The following is an 18633-nucleotide window of genomic DNA, read 5'->3' on the forward strand; positions in this document are numbered from 1 at the left end:
CCGACATCTGGAGATGTTTAGATGAGTATTATTCAAGAATTTAAAGAATTTGCCATTAAAGGCAATATGATGGATTTAGCCATTGGTGTGATTATTGGTGGTGCTTTTGGCAAAATCGTAGACTCTTTGGTAAAAGATATTATCATGCCAATTATCAGTGTAATTACTGGTGGTGGTGTTGATTTTTCGCAGAAATTCATTGTTCTAGGATCAAATCCTGCCAACCTGCAATCTTTAGATGCTTTGCAAAAAGCAGGTATCAATGTTTTAACTTATGGTAATTTCCTCACCATTTTAATTAACTTCCTGATTTTGGCTTGGGTCGTTTTCTTAATGGTGAAATTATTAAATAGACTTCGCCGTGATAAGAATGAGCCAGAAGCTCCAGCTGCAACTCCTGAAGATATTCAGTTACTACGTGAAATTCGTGATGAGTTGAAAAAGCAAGCTTAACAATATTCTGAATTAATAAAAAACGGTACTCAAGGTGCCGTTTTTTATGACTAAGTATTTGTATGTTGGGCTAAAGATATTGATAAAATTGGAAAGCTATCGATAAACTCAGCTATGCATATTGTAAAAGGGGTATAAATAAATGAATCAGCTTTTTGTGTATGGCACTTTATGTCCGAATAAAGCTAATGCTCATATTTTAGAGCAGATTGGTGGACATTGGACAAAAGCTAGTGTGCGCGGTGTGATTCATATTTTAGATTGGGGACCTGACAAAGGTTTAAAAGCGCTTGAGTTAGATTCGCAAGAAGATTGGGTAGAGGGTTATCTGTTTAGCGCTGGGAAACTGGCTGAAAATTGGCAGATGCTTGATAATTTTGAAGGTTTTCAATACCAGCGTGTCATCGCAGATGTGAAGTTAGAGTCGGGTGAGTGTGTTAAAGCCTGGACATATCAACTGAATGCGCAGGCTCAAGCTTCTGAAAACCATCATTAAAATAATGGAATCAACGTAAGCTGTCCATTCTGAATTTAACTTCTAAAAGATGATAACCAAACTGGCTTTTGATTGGACCGTGTAACACACGTTCAGCGGCGGTAAATACTACTTTATCGATAACTGGAACCAGTTGCCCTTTTTTGACTTCGCCTAGTTCTCCACCGCGTTTTGCTGAATTACAAGTTGAATATTGCTTGGCAATTTTGGCAAAGTCAGCGCCATTTTGTAGCTTCTTTTTTAACTGTTCTGCCAAGTCTTTATCTTTGACCAGAATATGTCGAACGATAGCTGTTTGCATTGTAACTTCCTCTGAAAACTAGAGCTTATTGGGCTTTTTGAGGGGTTGGCATTCTGGGCAAAATACACTAGCACGTTGACCAAGTTTTAAATTTTCTAAAGGGGTTTCACAGTTAACGCACATTTCTCCAGCACGACCATAAGCGAGAAGTGTTTGCTGAAAATAACCATTTTCTCCCATGGCATTGCTGTAGTCTCGTAAAGTCGAACCACCTAAATCAATCGCCGATTTTAAAATTCGTTTAATCTCGACAACCAGTTTCTCGATCTGCTGAAAACTTAAGTCTCCCGCTGGCTGAGCAGGGTGAACTCCGATATTAAACAAACTTTCAGTTGCATAGATATTGCCAACACCCACCACAACATGATTATCCATAATTGCAATTTTTGTGCCGACAGATTTATTTTTAAGTTTTGAAGCTAAATATTCTGTATTAAAGTCTGTACTTAAAGGTTCTGGCCCTAAAGTATCAATTAACTTTCCCTGTGTTTCTGAATTTAACCAGAGAATACAGCCAAAGCGACGCGGGTCATGATAGCGTAACTCATGTTCTTCAAAGCGAATGATGAAATGATCATGCTTTCTCAGTTCATCATTTGGTTGACACAAGCGGAAGCTTCCTGACATTCCTAAATGCCAGAGCATTTGATCTTGTTCAAACTCTGCCAAGATATATTTAGAACGACGGTTTAGCCCAATCAGACGTTGCCCAACAAGTTTTTGAACATCATCGGGTATTGCCCAGCGTAAGCTTGGGTTACGTACTTCAACACTTAGAACTTTTTGATTCAATAGAGGAAATAAACTGGTTTTAGTTGTTTCGACTTCGGGTAACTCAGGCATCGCCAACTCGCAGAATTAACAGATATACTGGATTAATCAAGTATAACGTGTGGTATGTAATATTTCAGAGATTACTATGTCAGATATTTTACCATTAAGCTGGTTTCAACGTGAAACCTCAGAAGTGGCTTATGACTTAATTGGCTGCGTATTATGTAAACGACAACCTGATGGTCAAGTCATCCGTTGCACAATTAGTGAAACAGAAGCTTATTTAGGTATTCGAGATAAAGCTTGCCATAGCTACAATGATAAACGTACTGCTCGGACAGATGTAATGTATGGCACTGGAGGCACAATTTACGTCTATTTAATTTATGGCATGTACGAAATGCTCAATCTGATTACTCAGACGGAAGGCATTCCTGAAGGGGTCATGATTCGATCTGCATTTTTAAGTGATGTTTCAACTAAAAAAGAATATAAGCTTTTAGCTGGACCCGGCAAATTGACACGCTATTTGGGTATTGATCGGACTTTAAAAGGTCAAACCTTAGGTGAAAAATCTGGACTATGGATTGAAGCGGCATCAACGCAGCCTGAAGTAGTGTTGACGCCACGGATTGGAATTGATTATGCCGAAGAAGCAAAAGATTGGCCTGAACGATATTGCTGGAAAGATCATCCATCTTTAAGCCGTTAATTCAAATCTGGAAATCAATTTTTAGATATTGAAAAGACTGTTCCAGATTTACAACAATGCAGAGCGAATTCAATATCCAGACATGACACAGCTTTTTGTTATCATAACTACAATATAAATAAAGGAAATAAGCATGTCCTTATTACGCTTAGACCGACTTCACTACTGTATTTTGATGAGTATGGGCTGCATTTCTAGCTCATTTGTTTGGGCAGATGACTCAGCTCAAAACATTGCGGTATTGCCAACATTACATGTGGAAGCAACCCGTACCGATACAACCTACTTGCAAACACCAGCTTCTGTTTTTCGAATAGATGCACCTCAAGTCGATACTTCTTCACAAGTAAATTTAACCGAAGTTGTGAAGGGTATACCGAGTTTACAGCTTCGCAATCGTGAAAATTATGCTCAAGATTTACAGCTTTCCATGCGTGGTTTTGGTGCACGCTCTACTTTTGGTGTTCGAGGCATTCGTCTATATGTAGATGGTATTCCTGCAACAATGCCAGATGGACAAGGTCAAACATCTAATATTGATTTAAGTAGTCTGGACCATGTTGAAGTTCTAACAGGACCTTTTTCATCGCTATATGGAAACTCATCTGGCGGTACAATTTTAACATCTACTAAAGAAGGTCAAGGGAAAGACTCAATCGAGCTGAGCTATTCGGGAGGCAGCCACGATAAAAGTCGAGCTGGACTCGTGCTACAAGGTGGGGCGAAGGGGGCGAATGAACCGAGTTATGTTATTAGTTCATCATACTTCGATACTGATGGTTACCGAGAACATAGCGGTGCAGAAAAAGTATTAAATAATGCAAAGCTCAGTTGGAATCTTGATGATGGTAGCAAAATCAACTGGATAACCAATTATGTAAAAATTCATGCAGACGACCCGCAGGGTTTAACGCATGACCAGTGGAATGCTAATCCAAAGCAACAAGTTCCATTTTTAAAGCAATTTAATGTCCGTAAAGATATTGAACAAACTCAAACGGGTGTGACTTGGTCTAAACCGATTAATGATAAAAATGAACTCTATGCCATGGCATATTTAGGTAATCGCCAAGTCACTCAATATCAATCTATACCTAAATCAACACAAGATGCCAGCATCAATCATGCGGGTGGTGTGATTGATTTTGAGCGGGATTATTATGGTGCTGATTTCCGTTGGACAGGTAAAGAATTACTTCCAAATACCACTCTAAGTGTTGGTGTGGCACTTGATGCAATGGATGAAGATCGTAAAGGTTTTGAAAACTTTAATTTAGTAAACGGACAGCCTTCTTATGGTGTCAAAGGTAATTTGCGTCGTGATGAAGACAATACCTTGTGGAATATTGACCCATATTTACAAGCGTCATGGCAGTTCTTACCAACGTGGCGTTTAGATACGGGTGTACGCTATAGCAATGTCCATTACAAATCTAAAGATAACTATTTAAGTAATGGCGACGATAGTGGTAAGACTGATTACAGTAAAGTTTTGCCTTCGGCTGCTTTAAGCTGGCAAATTTTACCTGAACTGATGGCCTATGTGAGTTATGCCAAAGGATTTGAAACGCCAACTTTTACTGAAATGGCATATCGTCCAGATGGAGAAAGTGGTTTTAATTTTGATTTAACCGCATCCACAAGTGATACCTATGAAACAGGCTTAAAATCACAAAACCAATTAGGTGATTTTACTTTGGCAGTTTTTCAAACTAAAACCAAAGATGACATCGTCTCTGCCGGCAACTCAAATGGTCGATCAACGTTCCGTAATGCAGATAAAACCTTACGTGAAGGCGTAGAGTTTGCATGGAATAAAAAGTTGTGGCGAGATTTAACAGCGACTGCTAGCTATACATATTTAGATGCAACTTTTGATGCTGATATTCCAGCTTCAGGAAGTATTGCTCAAATTCCATCGGGGAATTCCATTCCAGGAATTGCTAAAAACCAAGCTTATGCCTCTTTGGCTTGGCAGCCATCGCATGGTCTATATGGTGGTGTAGATGTACAGTATATGGATAAAGTACACGTGAATGATACCAACAGTGACGCAGCGCCAAGCTACAGTGTAACCTCAGCTAATGTGGGTTATGCATGGGTAATGGGCGACTGGAAAGTGAATAGCTTTGCCCGTGTTGATAACCTATTTGATAAAAACTATGCAGGTTCAGTGATCGTAAATGATGGTAATGGACGCTACTTTGAACCAGCGGATGGACGTAACTGGAGTGCAGGTTTACGTGTAATTAAGCAATTCTAGGAATTAAAAATGGCAAAATTATTTGAAACGGTTAACTTTGGTTCACTACAACTGGTCAATAGAATTGTAATTGCTCCGATGTGCCAATATTCGGCAACAGATGATGGTGAAATTACCTATTGGCATGAACAGCAATGGGCAAATTATGCATTGTCTGGCGCTGGGCTGTGTATTGTAGAGGCGACTGCTGTACAACCTGAAGGGCGTATTAGTTATGCTGATCTTGGCCTTTGGAATGACCAGCAACGTGATCAAATCAAAACGTTGTTAGCTAAGGTCCGTACACTTTCACCTATGCCATTTGGAATTCAGTTAGCACATGCAGGGCGTAAAGCGTCTACTGAAAAGCCATGGTTAGGCAAAGGTCAAATTGCAAAAGATCAGCCTCATGGTTGGCAAACGGTTGCTCCAAGTGGAAGTACTTTTTCTGTTCATGATGCAGCGCCACATGCTTTGACCATTGCTGAGATTAAACAAGTTCAACAAGACTTTGCAGCAGCTGCAAAACGTGCTGTAGAAGCTGGATTTGAGTTAATTGAAGTTCATGCTGCGCATGGTTACTTGCTACATCAATTCTTATCGCCAATTGCCAATCAGCGTACTGATGAATATGGTGGTTCTTTAGAAAACCGTATGCGTATGACCCTTGAGGTTCTTCAGGCAATTAAATTGGCTGTACCAGAAGGTTATCCTGTTGGTGTTAGGCTGTCTGCGACCGATTGGTTAGAAAGTATTGAGCATTGGGATGTTGAATCTACAGTGGGTTTATCAAAAGCTTTAGAGCAGTTGGGCGCAGCTTATGTGCATGTGTCGAGTGGTGGTTTGCACGAGCATCAATCTATTACGATTGGGGCAGGTTACCAAGTTCCATTTGCTGAACAAGTCAAAAAGCATGTGTCTATTCCAGTCATTGCTGTAGGGTTAATTACTGAGCCAGAACACGCCGAACAAATTTTAGAAAACCAGCAAGCTGATGCTATTGGTCTTGCTCGTGCAATGTTATATGACCCAAGATGGCCTTGGCATGCAGCCGCTGCTTTAGGTGCAGAAGTTAAAATTGCGCCTCAGTATTTACGTTGCCAACCTCATGGATTAAAGCAGCTTTTTAATTCTTTTTAATTGTATTGGGCAAAGTCATCTTTGCCCATTTTTCTTTCCCTAAGTGAGGACGGTCAGTGGTTTTTCAGGTTATTTTACCTATCTTGATATTGCTATTGATGGGCTATGTTTGTGTCCTCATCAAATTGGTAACACCTGAACAGATCAGGGCTCTTAGCGCATTCGTAATTAAAATTTCCTTACCAGCTTTTTTAATTCATTCTTTGGCAAATAAAAACTTACAAGACATTTGGCACCCAGCTTATTTTCTTGCTTATGGCGGTGGGTCCTTAATTCTATTTTTCTTGGCTTTTATTCTCTATCGAAAATATTTTAAAAATAGTTTAACCCATAGCGCCGTTATTTCGATGGGCGCATCTATGTCCAATACTGGGTTCATGGGAACTGCTATTTTGACTATGTTGATAGGTAATCACGCTGCGATTTATATTTCTTTAACACTCATCATTGAAAATTTATTGATTGTGGCGCTGATGCTCATTCTGGCCGAAGCTGGTTTACATCAACAACAAAATCTTTTACCGCTTTTAAAACAGACTTTTTTAAACTTACTAAAGAATCCTGTCATTATCGCGATTTTGGTTGGAATGGGATGTATTCTTTTCGATGTTAATCTTCCTGCGACTCTTGATCAGTCTTTAGAGTTACTTGGACGTACAGCTTCGCCTTTGGCTTTGTTTGCAATTGGCGGGAGTTTAGTCGGTATTGGAATCACAACAGTAAATACAGAAAGTATTTTGTTGGCGATATTTAAAGTTATCCTCATGCCATCCGTGATTTTTTCTCTCTTTTTGATCACTCCAGGTGTAAGCCGTGAAATGCTTTATGCAGGAACATTAATTGCTGCTTTACCAATGCCAATAGCTTTCGGAATTTTTGGACAAGCCTATGGCTTAAATGAAAAAGCATTAACACCGCTTATGATTAGTACAGTTGTTGGTTTTATTGGTGTTAGCGGGCTGATTGCTTTGTGGTGGTAAAAGAAAAGCCCCATAAGGGGCTAATTTCATTATTTCTTTGGCGTTGGCTGTGCGGGAGCATTAGCAGCCTGTTTACTTTTTTCTGCAATAATCTTATCAACCGAGGCTAAAGACTCTTTAGCGTTAGGAACATTTTGATTGACAAGTTCAGTAAAGATCTTTTTGGCCTCAGGTAAATTTTGTGGAATGATATTGCCATTCGCCATCATGGTCGCTAAAGCCATAGACGCAGGAGCGTAACCTTTTTGTGCGATTGACTGTAAAGCTTCGATGCCTTTGCGTTTCATTAACGGATTTTTATTTTCCACACCTTGGCTAATATCATAAAGTGCTTTCACCTGAGTAGCAGGATAGTTACCCTTTCTAATTAAAGGCGCTAACTTTTGAAGGGCGATTTGATGTGACTGCGGTTTTTTCTGAGCAAATAAAATCGTCGCAATTTTTACAGTCGCATCGTCAGAACCTTGAGCCGATGCTTTTTGAATATATTGACTGAATTTGTTGCTGTCTTTGGCAACACCTAATTCACCAGTCTCATAAATTTGTGCAAGCGTGTAACTCGCTTGGGCATAACCCTTATTTGAAGCATCTTCATAATATTTGAGAGCTTTAGAAGAGTCTTTTGCTGTTCCTTGGCCCGTTTGGGTCATATAACCTAAGTTATAGATCGCTTGAGCATTGCCTGTTTGGGCTAGGCGTTGCATTTCCTGAAAGGCAGCAGGGTAATTTTTTGCTGCATAAAGTTGTTCGGCTTGTTTAAACGCATCTGTTTTAGTAGCAGCTGAGGTGTTATCTGCTGCAAAAATTGATGCACTTGAAAGGGTGATTAGGCTTGCGATTAGTAATTTCTTCATTTCTTTTTAACCTTTTACTTCGTAGCTACATCATTCCGTTGATGCATTAAAATAGTTTCAATTTCTCATCATAAATATTGATAGCTGAAAGTAAACAGCCGATTTGTATATAAAGCACTGCACTTTGGGCAAATTGTGGAGAAAAAACACCCACTCACATTCATAAAACGGAGTGGGTAATATTCTTATTTTGCTGAATTGAGTAATGCTTCAATTTGCTTGGCATCACTTGGTACGCCAGAAATTCGTTGACCATCTTGTAAGAACAGAGTCGGTGTTCCATCAATATTTAATTTATTACCTAAAGCGATATTTTTCTGAATTGGTGTTGAACAGTTTTTGCTGGTCGTAGGTAATTTACGATTAAGCATATAGTTCATCCAAGATTCTGCCGGATTTTTTGAGCACCAGATTTGATTAGATACTTTTTCGGCGTTTGGATGCAAACTGGTCAGCGGGTAAAGGAAGACATATACCGTTACGTTATCAACCCCAACCATATTTTGTTCTAGGTGTTGGCAATATGGGCAATCAGGATCAGTAAAGATATAGATTGTACGTTCGCCTTTTCCTTTTACGTACTTAATTGCTTGATTGAGCGGTAAGCTTTTAACATCAATTTTACCTAATTCGGCAATACGTTCTTCAGTCATATTTTTTTGTTGTTTGATGTCGACTAAGTTACCAACAAAAAAGTACTTAGCATCTTGGTTGGTATAGACAATACGACCGCTTGTATACACTTCATAAATGCCTTGAACTGGCGACTGATAAACACCTTTTACAGGCAAATCCGGATAATTCGTCTTAAGATTTTGTTCAAGTGCTTTAAGATCAGCATGAGCAGAACCAAAAATAGCCAAACTCAACATGAGTGTAGCAAGTTTAGTTTTCATCTTTTTTCTCTTTAATTTCAACAGGGTTAATGATGGCATATAAAACTTAAAAATTTGATGTTCTAATCTAATGAATTCATTAGTGTTTTGTATCTATAAAAAAGCCCACCAATTTATAGATGGGCTTTTAAAAATCAGTAAAAATTATTATTGTGGTCTTGCAACATCACCACTTAAGGCTTCAGGTAACTCAAGAACTTGAAGACCCAACTCTTGTAGAGCAGTAGGTTTTGCAATAACTAACGCAAGATAACCTTCATCAATTGCAATACTATTAACAACTTCAACATCGTTATTTAATTGAGTTGCTGAAGCAGGTGCCTCGCCTGTACCTTGAACCAGATGTAACCAGTGTTTTGGTTTTGCTTTAAACCAAAGACGCGCCACAATTTCTTGACCTAGGTAACAACCTTTATCGTAATTTACGCCTTCACGTTGATGTAAACGTAATTCTTGTGGTTGGAACACATGTTCAGTTGCCTGAGTAATCCACGCTTGACCAGTCATAATAGCTTGTTTTTGCCATTCAGAAATATCAGTTTCTTGTGCAGAAAATTCAGTCTGATGACCAGTAATCTTAGGAAAAGCAGGGCCTTGTTCACTCAAGGTCATTTTCGAAAAAGCACCAAATTTTTTAACATGTTTGGCAAACTCTTCTGCTTGATCTTGAGTAACTACAATTTCAAAACTTTCAGGATTAATCTTCTTTAGCCACAAGCCAAAGTGAATACGACCTTTAAGATCACAAATGGCTGTATAGCGAGTTTCATTTTCAGCTAAATGTTCAGTATCTACAGTAACTTGGCCTTGTAAAAACTTTTGTGCATCTACACCGTTTAAAGCATATGAGGAGAAAGCGAGCAGACTCATGATTAATCTCAAATTCAATATGTTTCTTTATGATTGCTGACTATTTTGCTCCATTTTTACTAAAAAATCAGCCATAGTTTTCGTAATTTGATTAGGCCCAAAGAAAGAATTTTGTTTGAAAAAACACCAAAAATATACGTTCGCATAAATATGAGGGTTTAAGCTAATAAACATAATTTCGATAATTTAAAAGAAATTAAAATAAGGAGAATATGATGGCAACAGGAACAGTGAAATTTCATCGCGTGTTTAAGGCTCCAGCCGAGCGAGTTTATCGTGCATTTTTAGATCCAGACGCTTTAGTAAAGTGGTTGCCACCGCACGGCTTTACTGCCAAGGTTCATAGTTTTGATGCAAATGTTGGTGGCTCATATAAAATGAGTTTTACCAATTTTTCGACAGGTTCAACACACGCTTTTGGTGGAACATATGTTGAATTAGTTCCAAATGAATTAATTCGCTATAACGATCAATTCGATGACCCAAATTTACCAGGCACGATGCAAGTCACCATTACATTGAAAACGGTAATGGTGGGTACGGAAGTACATATTACGCAAGAAGGTATACCTGAAGTTATTCCTAAGGAAGCTTGCTATTTGGGATGGCAAGAATCTTTATCTTTACTGACTTTGTTAATCGAAGCAGATATCCCTGACCAATAAGCTTTCTAAAATTTTAATGAACTATTTAAAAAGTGAGTGGAGCTAAATCTACTCACTTTTCTTTTATAAGATCTATCTAAAATGTAAACCTTACTCAGAGAAAGATTATGGATATACACATTAAAAGAATTTATGAAAATGCAAACCCTAGTGATGGAAAACGTATTTTAGTTGATCGCCTATGGAGCAGGGGAATAAGTAAGGAAAATGCTCATTTGGATTTGTGGCTAAAAGAGGTAGCTCCTTCAACTGAACTTCGCAAATGGTTCCACGGTGCAACGCCAGATCATTGGGAAGAATTTAAGCAGCATTATTTAAAAGAGCTTGAGACCAACTCCGCAATTGAAGAGCTGCAACACATTGCAGCAGAGCATATAGTTACGCTTTTATATTCAGCAAAAGATGTTGAAAATAACCATGCAATTATTTTGAAAGAATATTTATTAAGTAAAAACTCAAAATGAATGTATAAATTTTTTTTTGGTAAAAGTCTTTTATTTAAAACTTTAAAAAATGAGTCATATCTCGCATAATATACTTTTTGAGATTTTTTCCATGTCTTTGCCAAATTGCCCAAAATGCCAATCAGAATATACTTACAAAGATGGCGACTTATTGATTTGTCCTGAATGCTCAAATGAGTGGAAAGAAGGGGATGCATCGCTTACTGAAGAACAAGAAATTATTAAAGATGCTAATGGAAATGTTTTAGCTGATGGTGACAGCGTAACTGTCATTAAAGACTTAAAAATTAAAGGTTCATCTTCAGTCGTAAAAGTAGGTACGAAAGTAAAAACGATTCGCTTAGTTCCAGATGCAAGTGATGGTCACAATATCGATTGCAAAATTGATGGTATTGGTCAGATGAAGTTAAAATCTGAATTTGTAAAAAAAGCTTAAACTGTTAATTTTCATTACATTTCGGTAGAGATATACATTTTATCTCTGCCTTTTAAATTTCTAATATCATTATAATTTTATTACGAAAAAGTATAAAAAATGGGCTATTCAAAGAATGATTGCCCATTTATATTGTCATAAATAACAAATAACTTTCGTCCAGAATAATAACGAAAGTCATACCCACACCAACAAAAAAATGAGGTTTTTATGGCAGGATGGTACGAAATTTCACTAGCGAGTGATGGACAATACCGCTTTATTTTGAAGGCAGGAAATGGCGAACCTATTCTAAATAGTGAGCTATATAAGGCTAAAGCTTCTGCGGTAAATGGTATTGAATCAATTCAGAAAAATAGTGGTGATGACGCACGATATGAGCGTTTAACTGCAAAGAATGGGAAACCTTATTTCAATTTAAAAGCTGCAAATCATCAGATTATTGGCACAAGTCAGTTTTATGCGAGCGAAGCTTCACGTGATAAAGGAATTGAGTCTGTTAAAACCAATGGTTCATCGACAACTATTAAAGACTTAACGGTTCAGGCATAAAAATTGAGTTAAAAAAGCAGCTTCTAAAAGCTGCTTTTTTATTTGTTTATTTATTAACGCGCTAACTTAGCTAAAAGCTCTTCTTTCGTTAAATTGCTCGCTTCAGCATCGCGACGGCCTTTATATTCAAAAGTACCAGCATCAAGACCTTTTTCACCAATCACAATACGGTGTGGAATACCCATTAACTCAAGGTCAGAGAACTTAACGCCCGGACGTTCGTTACGATCATCAAGTAATACATCAAAACCTTGAGCTTGAAGTTCTGCATAAAGCGCTTCTGCTGCTTCAACAGTACGTGGTGATTTATGCGCATTCATTGGAACAATTGCAATTTCAAAAGGTGCAATAGCTTGTGGCCACATAATACCTTTGTCATCGTAGTTTTGTTCAATTGCAGCTGCAACAACACGTGTTACACCAATACCGTAGCATCCCATAGTTACTGTAAATGGTTTGCCATCTTCGCCTAGAACTTTACAGCCCAAAGCTTCAGAGTATTTAGTACCAAGCTGGAAAATATGTCCTACTTCAATACCGCGTTTAATTTGTAGTGTGCCTTTACCGTCTGGAGATGGGTCACCTTCAACTACATTACGCAAATCAAAAACTTCGGTAATTTGTGCATCACGTTCCCAGTTTACGCCAACAGCATGTTTATCAGCTTCATTTGCACCAGCAACGAAATCTGAAAGCACAGATGCAGCGCGATCAACAATTACAGTTAAGCCTTTTTCAACTAAACCTTGTGGACCTGTAAAGCCAGCAGTTAAACCAAATGCTTGAAGTTGTTCTTCAGTTGCAAAAGTAAGAGGGGCAGCCACTAAAGGATGCTTCTCAGCTTTAATCTCATTCAGTTCGTGGTCGCCACGTACAAATAGAGCAACAACAGGAACATTACCTTTTTCGTCAGCAACACCTTGAACCAATAATGCTTTTACAGATTGCTTAGGATCAGCATTTAAGAACTGACATACATCATCAATTGTTTTCTGGTTTGGTGTTTCAACCAATTTAAGTTCTTGCGTAGGTGCCGCACGTTCACCAACTAAAACAGCCTCAGCCATTTCAACGTTTGCTGCATAATCAGATTCAGTTGAAAATGCGATGTCGTCTTCACCACTAGCAGCCAATACGTGGAATTCGTGTGAAGCTGAACCACCAATAGAACCTGTGTCGGCTTGTACTGGGCGGAAATCTAAACCTAAACGAGTGAAAATACGACTATAAGTATCGTACATTACGTCATAAGTTTCTTGTAATGACTCTTGAGTTGCATGGAAAGAATAAGCATCTTTCATGATGAACTCACGTGAACGCATTACACCAAAACGTGGACGAATTTCATCACGGAATTTGGTCTGAATTTGATAGAAATTTACAGGAAGCTGCTTATAACTTTTAAGTTCGTTACGTGCCATGTCTGTAATAACTTCTTCATGCGTTGGCCCAAGTACGAATGGGTTCATATGACGATCTTTAAAGCGCAATAATTCAGGACCATATTGTTCATATCGACCCGATTCTTCCCAAAGACTTGCGGGTTGAGTCACGGGCATGAATACTTCCATCGCGCCTGAGCGGTTCATTTCTTCACGAACAATCGCATCTACTTTTTTAAGCACACGTGTTCCCATCGGCAGCCATGTATATAAACCAGATGCCAATTTACGAATCATCCCCGCACGTAACATGAGCTGGTGTGAAATCACTTCAGCATCATTTGGGGTTTCTCTCAACGTTGCAAATAAAAAGCGGCTTGCGCGCATGGAAAAAGTCCTAAAAGTTAAGCGTTATAAAAACGCAGATTATACGATAATCGCTGCATTATGACATGAATCGTCGAGTTTGACGCAGCATAAAGTTTTTCAAGTCATCTAGATAAGTGAAAATGACGGGTACAACCACAAGAGTCAATAGGGTAGAGGTAATTACTCCCCCAATCACAGCGTGAGCCATTGGTGCGCTTTGCTCACCACCTTCGCCAAGACCTAAAGCTAGAGGAACCATCCCCATCACCATTGCACTTGTCGTCATTAAAATTGGACGTAAACGAGTTTTGCCCGCTTGTAAAATAGCATCGTAACGGCTTGTCCCCAGATCCATTGCTTTCTTAATAAAGTCGATAAGCAAAATCGCATTTTTAGTGACTAGCCCCATCAACATGATAATGCCAATAATTGAAAATAGGTTTAGGGTACTTTTGAACAAGAATAGGGCAAGAAAAACACCAATGAGGGACAATGGTAAAGAGGTCATAATTGCAGCTGGATGAATAAAGCTATTAAACTGAGAACCTAAAACAATATAGATAAATACAATTGAGAGGGTGATGGCTGTTAATGCATATCCAGCAGATTCAGCCATGTCAGCATTTGCCCCTTGAGTATCAAATGTATAGCCAGCAGGTAGCTTAAATGCCTTTTGCATTTTATCGATGTCTTGACCAATGTCGCCACTAGGTCGTCCTGAGGTATTGGCCTCAATAAGTACTTCACGCTCAAGATCACGTCGGTTAATTTGTGAAGCACCGAGTTTCTCTTCAGTCGTTGCAACTGCGCTAAGTGGAACTAATATATTTTGTCCAGTCGCATTGGTCTTATTGGAATTGAGATAGAGGTTCTGCACATCTTGCGGAAGCATACGTTTATTTTCATTTAAACGGACATTCACGTCATAATTTTCACCATCACGATCTTCCCATGTTGTCACATTATCACCAGCAATTAATGGGCGAATCGCGTTGGCAATTTGTGAAACAGATAGGCCTAAATCACTTGCAAGTACACGATTAATATGAACACCCAAAGTTGGTTTTGGTTCTTTCAATGAACTTTCTAAATCAACTACACCTTTAATTTTTTCCATTTCAGCAATAAAACGATCTGAAATTTTCTGTAGTTCATTCAGGTCTGTCCCTTTAATAGAAATCATGATTGGCTTTTGTCCGCCAGAGACAGAATCTTGCGCTGCTGCAACAGAAGTCACTCGAATACCCGCTACACTTTGCAAACGATCACGGAACTCATTGTTGAGTGTATTCAAATCTGAGCTACGTTCTTGTTTTGGCTTTAAGGTCACGCCTAAACCTGCACGGTTTTTACCAGAATCAACCCCACTGTTGACCACGCCATAAGTTGAAACTACATCTGGAAATTGTCTAATAATTTGATCGACTTGATGGAGTTTTGCTTGGGTATATTCCAAAGATGCATCTACAGGGGTTTCAAACTGAATACGAACTTCGCCTTTATCTGGGGTAGGTACAAATTCAGTTCCAATCAGTTTAGATAATCCTAATGCAGCAAATAATGAAGCAATTGCAATAATGACTGTGATCAAGCGGAAACGTAAAGCCAGCTTTAAGAGCTTTTCATAAACATGGGTAAGTCGATCTAACAAATTAGAAATATGGTTAAAAAAGCGTTGTAGCCAATTATCTTTTTTCTTAACCGGATCTTTCCAGTGAGCAGAAAGCATTGGGTCGAGCGTAAAACTAATAAACATTGAAATTAAAACGGCTGTACTCACCGTTACGCCAAACTGATAAAAGAAACGTCCAATCAACCCGCCCATAAAGGCAACAGGTAAAAATACAGCCACAATGGTAAGCGTGGTTGCGAGTACGGCTAAACCAATTTCTTTTGTGCCTTCTAAGGCGGCAGTCACATGATCTTTGCCAAGTTCAGTATGTCTTACAATATTTTCCCGAACCACAATCGCATCATCAATTAAGAGACCAATACTGAGTGATAGAGCTAATAACGTCATCATATTAATGCTAAAACCAAAAGCCCAAATGAAAGTTAAGGTTCCTAGCAAAGTAATCGGTAAGGTCAGACCTGTAATGACGGTAGAGCGGAAAGAGCCTAAAAATAATAGAACAATTAAAACTGCTAAGACAGCACCTTCAATAATGGTACGGGTCACGTCTTTAATTGAAGCGCGAATTCCTTTCGAGCTGTCGGCCACAACTTTGTAGTTTAGACCCGCAGGCATTTGTGTTTTTAATTTCTCTAACGTTTGGTAGGTTTTATCGACCACCTGAATTACATTGGCATCGGAACTCTTTAAAATATCGATAGAGACCGCGGTTCTTCCATTATAAAATGCGCTTGATTGTAGTTCGGCTTGTGTATCTTCAATCGTTGCAACTTGCTTTAGAAAAATTGGTGAACCATTTTTATTGGCAATCACCAAATCACCAAAAGCAAGTGGATGAATCACCTTTGATTGAATCTGTACAACCAGTTCAGAATTCTTTTGCTGTAAAGTTCCTGCGGGAACTTCTATATTTTCATTTTTTAGCGTATTGATGACCTGATCAATGCCAATGCCGTAACTTTGCAATTGCTCAGGAAGAATTTTTATTCGTATTTGCCGTTTGGCATCCCCCAATAAATTCACATTACCGACACCAGACACGGTTTTAAGCTGTGGCACGATACGCTTATCTACATATGAACTTAGTTGAGCCAAACTCATGCTATTTGATTCAAATACAACTGACATGATCGGGCTAGAAGAAGGGTCGTAGCGTTGTACAATCGGGGTATCAATTTCATCACGGAATTGAGCTGAGACAGGTGCAATTTTGTCACGAACATCTTGTGCTGCAAGGGCCGATGAAGTATCGAGATTAAACTCAGCTACAATCATCGAAAAGCCTTCACTTGAGCGTGAAGTGATCTGTTTAATCCCTGAGATTGTATTGATCTGATCTTCGAGTTTTTTTGTAATATCTGATTCGACAGCTTCAGGTGAAGCACCAGCATATTGCGTAGTCACTACGACGAATGGGAAATCGACGTTCGGAAACTCTTCAACCGTCATACGTTTCCAAGAAGCTAACCCGAGTACCATTAAGCTGATCATCATCATAATAGTAAAAACGGGGTATTTCACACTGATCCGAGTAAACCACATACGCTATTTGCTACCTTATTTATTTTTTTCGGTTGTAACCGTCACTTTTTTATTAATGTCGGAGTCTTCAAATTGAATACGGCTCACTAGATCTGTACGTTGTAGACCATCAACTAAAGCAATATTGTCGTTATAGCGCTGTTCAATTACTCGAATTTTAACTTTTTGAATGGTGTGATTACGTACCACCCATACAAAAGGATCATGTTGCATATTTTGAATGCTATCTAAAGGAATCGTTTGGCCTTGCTGAGTGTCACTGCTGAGAATATTTCCATTAATGAAAGCCCCAATACTTAACGAATCAATTTTTTCTTTAGGAACGGCAAAAAATTCGATTTGTCGGCTGTCTTGATCTGCGACAGGGGAAATACGTGTAAGCGTCGCATTTAACTGTCTAGAATTTCCCTGAATCTGATATTGAATGCTACTACCCACCTTAAGAGCAGACTGCTGCTCAATTGGTAACTTGGCTTGTATTTCAAGTTGGTCTGGATTTACGATTTCAAATAATGTTTGACCAACTGATAAAGTCTGACCAGGTTCGACTTGTCGTTTAGTAATGACGCCTGAAATTGGGCTGGTAATAATGCCATCTTGATCAGCCTTACGAGCAATATCAACATTCGCTTGTTGGGCTTTTACACTTTCAAGTTGTCCGTTATAGTCAACCTGACTCTGTTCAAACTCGACACGGGCAATAAAGCCTTGATTAAAAAGTCGTTGCTTTCGGTTCATTAAATTGCGTGCAAGTTCAGCTTGCGACTGAGCTGATGCGAGGTTGGCGCGTGCTTGTGCTAATCGTGCAACATTGTCCTGATTATTCAATCTCACTAAAACTTGGCCTTTTTGTACCTGCTGGCCAACATTTGTAGTTACAGTAGTCGCCGTGGCGCTCACTTGAGCCTGAATAGAACTTTGCTGAACAGCACGAATGGTTCCCGTAAATGCAGTTTGAGAGTCAAGCGCTCCTTCTTTAACTGCAATCAGGTCTTGAGGAATAAGTTCAATTTTTGCTGGAGCTGATGCCGTTGTTTTATTTGTTTCTTGCTGATTACATGCAGCTAAAATCAAACATAAACTAATAATACTCAGTTTAAAAATAGTGGAAGGGGTGAGATGCATCTTGTGCATACAGCATCATCCTATAATTCAAATTTTATTTTGCCCCTATTCTTGATAAACCTTTACAGTTATTCAAGCTTTTTTAAACGTTCGATAATATTTTCATACTCGCTATTGGTACGTTTGTAGGTCTTGGAAAGTGTTTCAATTGTTTGTTTGACCCTGTAAATATTATTTAGATTGTTTTCAATCAAAGTCTTATGTCGCTCAGGAATGACTTCTCTCTTTCTGAAATATTCCATTTCTTGACGCTTAAATAAAATTTTGTCTTGTTGTAACTGGTCGAGCTGTTCCTCTTGATAGTTAATTTGCTTCTTTATAGCAAGTAATGTTTGATCTCTTTTAAGCATGGCTGTCTTACTATTGCTATAGGCATTTTTTAATTTGATATCGAGTTCTCTATGCCGTGCCGACAGTGCTCGTTGACTTGATTGATTTAAATCAGCCTGAGCATTATAAGAGTGATTTCTTTTGATCACTTGCATATTTTGATCTAGAACTTCGTAACCGTAACGAATGTGAGCAGGGGTGACTGATGTACTAATGTTAGCCGTGCCCTGTTGATCATAATAACGATACCAGACCACTTTAGGGGTGTCGGCTAGAGCAAGGGTCGTTGAGAAACAGAGCGAACCGAAGGAAATAATGCCTACAGATACAGACAAGCAGTTCCTATAAAAGGCATATTTCATCCGATTATTCATTAAAATCCCCAAAAAAAGAAAGCTAAATCGCTTATTTTTAAAT

General features: G+C 38.7%; 19 protein-coding genes. 10 read left to right on the top strand and 9 right to left on the bottom strand.

Features of this window, described 5'->3' with window-relative positions; genetic code table 11:
* Positions 1-21: 21 nt before the first annotated feature.
* Positions 22-453 (top strand): large conductance mechanosensitive channel protein MscL, encoded by a 432-nt coding sequence (gene mscL / locus NL42_RS05155; protein WP_016137157.1) that lies wholly within the window; start codon positions 22-24, stop codon positions 451-453.
* Between the two features lie 142 nt (positions 454-595).
* A complete protein-coding gene (locus tag NL42_RS05160; RefSeq protein ID WP_461311994.1) occupies positions 596-949 on the top strand; it encodes a gamma-glutamylcyclotransferase family protein in 354 nt (117 codons plus the stop codon).
* 10 nt (positions 950-959) lie between these two features.
* Here the strand turns inward: NL42_RS05160 and NL42_RS05165 are convergent, their stop codons facing one another.
* Together NL42_RS05165 and mutM are read right to left on the bottom strand one after the other, a co-directional pair.
* On the bottom strand, positions 960-1250 hold the full coding sequence (locus NL42_RS05165; protein WP_461311995.1) for a peptidylprolyl isomerase: 291 nt from the start codon (positions 1248-1250) through the stop codon (positions 960-962).
* 18 nt (positions 1251-1268) lie between these two features.
* Positions 1269-2093 (bottom strand): bifunctional DNA-formamidopyrimidine glycosylase/DNA-(apurinic or apyrimidinic site) lyase, encoded by an 825-nt coding sequence (gene mutM / locus NL42_RS05170; RefSeq protein WP_461311996.1) that lies wholly within the window; start codon positions 2091-2093, stop codon positions 1269-1271.
* Positions 2094-2169: 76 nt separating this feature from the next.
* Between mutM and NL42_RS05175 the strand changes: the two genes are divergently transcribed.
* The 4 genes from NL42_RS05175 to NL42_RS05190 all read left to right on the top strand — a co-directional run bounded on the left by NL42_RS05175 (position 2170) and on the right by NL42_RS05190 (position 7098).
* Positions 2170-2736, top strand: coding sequence for a DNA-3-methyladenine glycosylase (locus tag NL42_RS05175; RefSeq protein WP_461311997.1), 567 nt, complete (start codon positions 2170-2172; stop codon positions 2734-2736).
* 133 nt (positions 2737-2869) lie between these two features.
* Entirely contained in the window at positions 2870-4999 is a 2130-nt protein-coding gene (locus NL42_RS05180) for a TonB-dependent receptor family protein (RefSeq protein ID WP_461311998.1), read from the top strand.
* Between the two features lie 9 nt (positions 5000-5008).
* Positions 5009-6118 (top strand): NADH:flavin oxidoreductase/NADH oxidase, encoded by a 1110-nt coding sequence (locus NL42_RS05185; RefSeq protein WP_461311999.1) that lies wholly within the window; start codon positions 5009-5011, stop codon positions 6116-6118.
* Between the two features lie 56 nt (positions 6119-6174).
* Positions 6175-7098 (top strand): AEC family transporter, encoded by a 924-nt coding sequence (locus NL42_RS05190; protein WP_461312000.1) that lies wholly within the window; start codon positions 6175-6177, stop codon positions 7096-7098.
* A 29-nt stretch (positions 7099-7127) separates the two neighbouring features.
* On the opposite strand, the gene NL42_RS05195 is transcribed toward NL42_RS05190, so the two are convergent.
* The 3 genes from NL42_RS05195 to ygfZ form a co-directional block, all read right to left on the bottom strand.
* Positions 7128-7952 carry a tetratricopeptide repeat protein gene (locus NL42_RS05195; protein WP_461312001.1) on the bottom strand — a complete coding sequence of 275 codons (825 nt, stop codon included), beginning with the start codon at positions 7950-7952 and terminating at the stop codon, positions 7128-7130.
* A 185-nt stretch (positions 7953-8137) separates the two neighbouring features.
* A complete protein-coding gene (locus NL42_RS05200) occupies positions 8138-8848 on the bottom strand; it encodes a DsbC family protein (RefSeq protein WP_461312002.1) in 711 nt (236 codons plus the stop codon).
* 147 nt (positions 8849-8995) lie between these two features.
* Positions 8996-9718 carry a CAF17-like 4Fe-4S cluster assembly/insertion protein YgfZ gene (gene ygfZ, locus NL42_RS05205; RefSeq protein ID WP_461312003.1) on the bottom strand — a complete coding sequence of 241 codons (723 nt, stop codon included), beginning with the start codon at positions 9716-9718 and terminating at the stop codon, positions 8996-8998.
* A 212-nt stretch (positions 9719-9930) separates the two neighbouring features.
* On the opposite strand from ygfZ, the gene NL42_RS05210 reads away from it, so the two are divergent.
* From NL42_RS05210 to NL42_RS05225, 4 genes are all read left to right on the top strand, one after another.
* Entirely contained in the window at positions 9931-10383 is a 453-nt protein-coding gene (locus tag NL42_RS05210; RefSeq protein ID WP_461312004.1) for an SRPBCC family protein, read from the top strand.
* A gap of 107 nt (positions 10384-10490) precedes the next feature.
* Entirely contained in the window at positions 10491-10847 is a 357-nt protein-coding gene (locus NL42_RS05215) for a DUF488 domain-containing protein (protein WP_461312005.1), read from the top strand.
* A gap of 91 nt (positions 10848-10938) precedes the next feature.
* Complete coding sequence (locus NL42_RS05220; protein ID WP_461312006.1) at positions 10939-11283, top strand: zinc ribbon domain-containing protein YjdM; 345 nt, start codon at positions 10939-10941, stop codon at positions 11281-11283.
* A gap of 210 nt (positions 11284-11493) precedes the next feature.
* Positions 11494-11835, top strand: a complete 342-nt coding sequence (locus NL42_RS05225) for a YegP family protein (protein ID WP_005309794.1) — start codon at positions 11494-11496, stop codon at positions 11833-11835.
* Between the two features lie 53 nt (positions 11836-11888).
* Here NL42_RS05225 and NL42_RS05230 read toward each other — a convergent pair whose 3' ends face one another.
* The 4 genes from NL42_RS05230 to NL42_RS05245 form a co-directional block, all read right to left on the bottom strand.
* The gene (locus NL42_RS05230; protein WP_461312007.1) at positions 11889-13604 is read right to left on the bottom strand and encodes a proline--tRNA ligase; all 1716 of its coding nucleotides are present in this window, start codon (positions 13602-13604) and stop codon (positions 11889-11891) included.
* Between the two features lie 58 nt (positions 13605-13662).
* Positions 13663-16761, bottom strand: a complete 3099-nt coding sequence (locus NL42_RS05235) for an efflux RND transporter permease subunit (protein ID WP_461312008.1) — start codon at positions 16759-16761, stop codon at positions 13663-13665.
* A 15-nt stretch (positions 16762-16776) separates the two neighbouring features.
* Positions 16777-17886 carry an efflux RND transporter periplasmic adaptor subunit gene (locus NL42_RS05240; protein WP_461312009.1) on the bottom strand — a complete coding sequence of 370 codons (1110 nt, stop codon included), beginning with the start codon at positions 17884-17886 and terminating at the stop codon, positions 16777-16779.
* A 68-nt stretch (positions 17887-17954) separates the two neighbouring features.
* The gene (locus NL42_RS05245) at positions 17955-18590 is read right to left on the bottom strand and encodes a hypothetical protein (protein ID WP_461312010.1); all 636 of its coding nucleotides are present in this window, start codon (positions 18588-18590) and stop codon (positions 17955-17957) included.
* Between the last annotated feature and the right edge of the window lie 43 nt (positions 18591-18633).

It is taken from the genome of Acinetobacter sp. GN11 (assembly GCF_054823985.1).

Coding starts and splice junctions, on each gene's coding strand:
- mscL (WP_016137157.1), top strand. CDS start 22: ATGAGTATTATTCAAGAATTTAAAGAATTTGCCATTAAAGGCAATATG.
- NL42_RS05160 (WP_461311994.1), top strand. CDS start 596: ATGAATCAGCTTTTTGTGTATGGCACTTTATGTCCGAATAAAGCTAAT.
- NL42_RS05165 (WP_461311995.1), bottom strand. CDS start 1,250: ATGCAAACAGCTATCGTTCGACATATTCTGGTCAAAGATAAAGACTTG.
- mutM (WP_461311996.1), bottom strand. CDS start 2,093: ATGCCTGAGTTACCCGAAGTCGAAACAACTAAAACCAGTTTATTTCCT.
- NL42_RS05175 (WP_461311997.1), top strand. CDS start 2,170: ATGTCAGATATTTTACCATTAAGCTGGTTTCAACGTGAAACCTCAGAA.
- NL42_RS05180 (WP_461311998.1), top strand. CDS start 2,870: ATGTCCTTATTACGCTTAGACCGACTTCACTACTGTATTTTGATGAGT.
- NL42_RS05185 (WP_461311999.1), top strand. CDS start 5,009: ATGGCAAAATTATTTGAAACGGTTAACTTTGGTTCACTACAACTGGTC.
- NL42_RS05195 (WP_461312001.1), bottom strand. CDS start 7,952: ATGAAGAAATTACTAATCGCAAGCCTAATCACCCTTTCAAGTGCATCA.
- NL42_RS05200 (WP_461312002.1), bottom strand. CDS start 8,848: ATGAAAACTAAACTTGCTACACTCATGTTGAGTTTGGCTATTTTTGGT.
- ygfZ (WP_461312003.1), bottom strand. CDS start 9,718: ATGAGTCTGCTCGCTTTCTCCTCATATGCTTTAAACGGTGTAGATGCA.
- NL42_RS05210 (WP_461312004.1), top strand. CDS start 9,931: ATGATGGCAACAGGAACAGTGAAATTTCATCGCGTGTTTAAGGCTCCA.
- NL42_RS05215 (WP_461312005.1), top strand. CDS start 10,491: ATGGATATACACATTAAAAGAATTTATGAAAATGCAAACCCTAGTGAT.
- NL42_RS05220 (WP_461312006.1), top strand. CDS start 10,939: ATGTCTTTGCCAAATTGCCCAAAATGCCAATCAGAATATACTTACAAA.
- NL42_RS05225 (WP_005309794.1), top strand. CDS start 11,494: ATGGCAGGATGGTACGAAATTTCACTAGCGAGTGATGGACAATACCGC.
- NL42_RS05230 (WP_461312007.1), bottom strand. CDS start 13,604: ATGCGCGCAAGCCGCTTTTTATTTGCAACGTTGAGAGAAACCCCAAAT.
- NL42_RS05235 (WP_461312008.1), bottom strand. CDS start 16,761: ATGTGGTTTACTCGGATCAGTGTGAAATACCCCGTTTTTACTATTATG.
- NL42_RS05240 (WP_461312009.1), bottom strand. CDS start 17,886: ATGCATCTCACCCCTTCCACTATTTTTAAACTGAGTATTATTAGTTTA.
- NL42_RS05245 (WP_461312010.1), bottom strand. CDS start 18,590: ATGAATAATCGGATGAAATATGCCTTTTATAGGAACTGCTTGTCTGTA.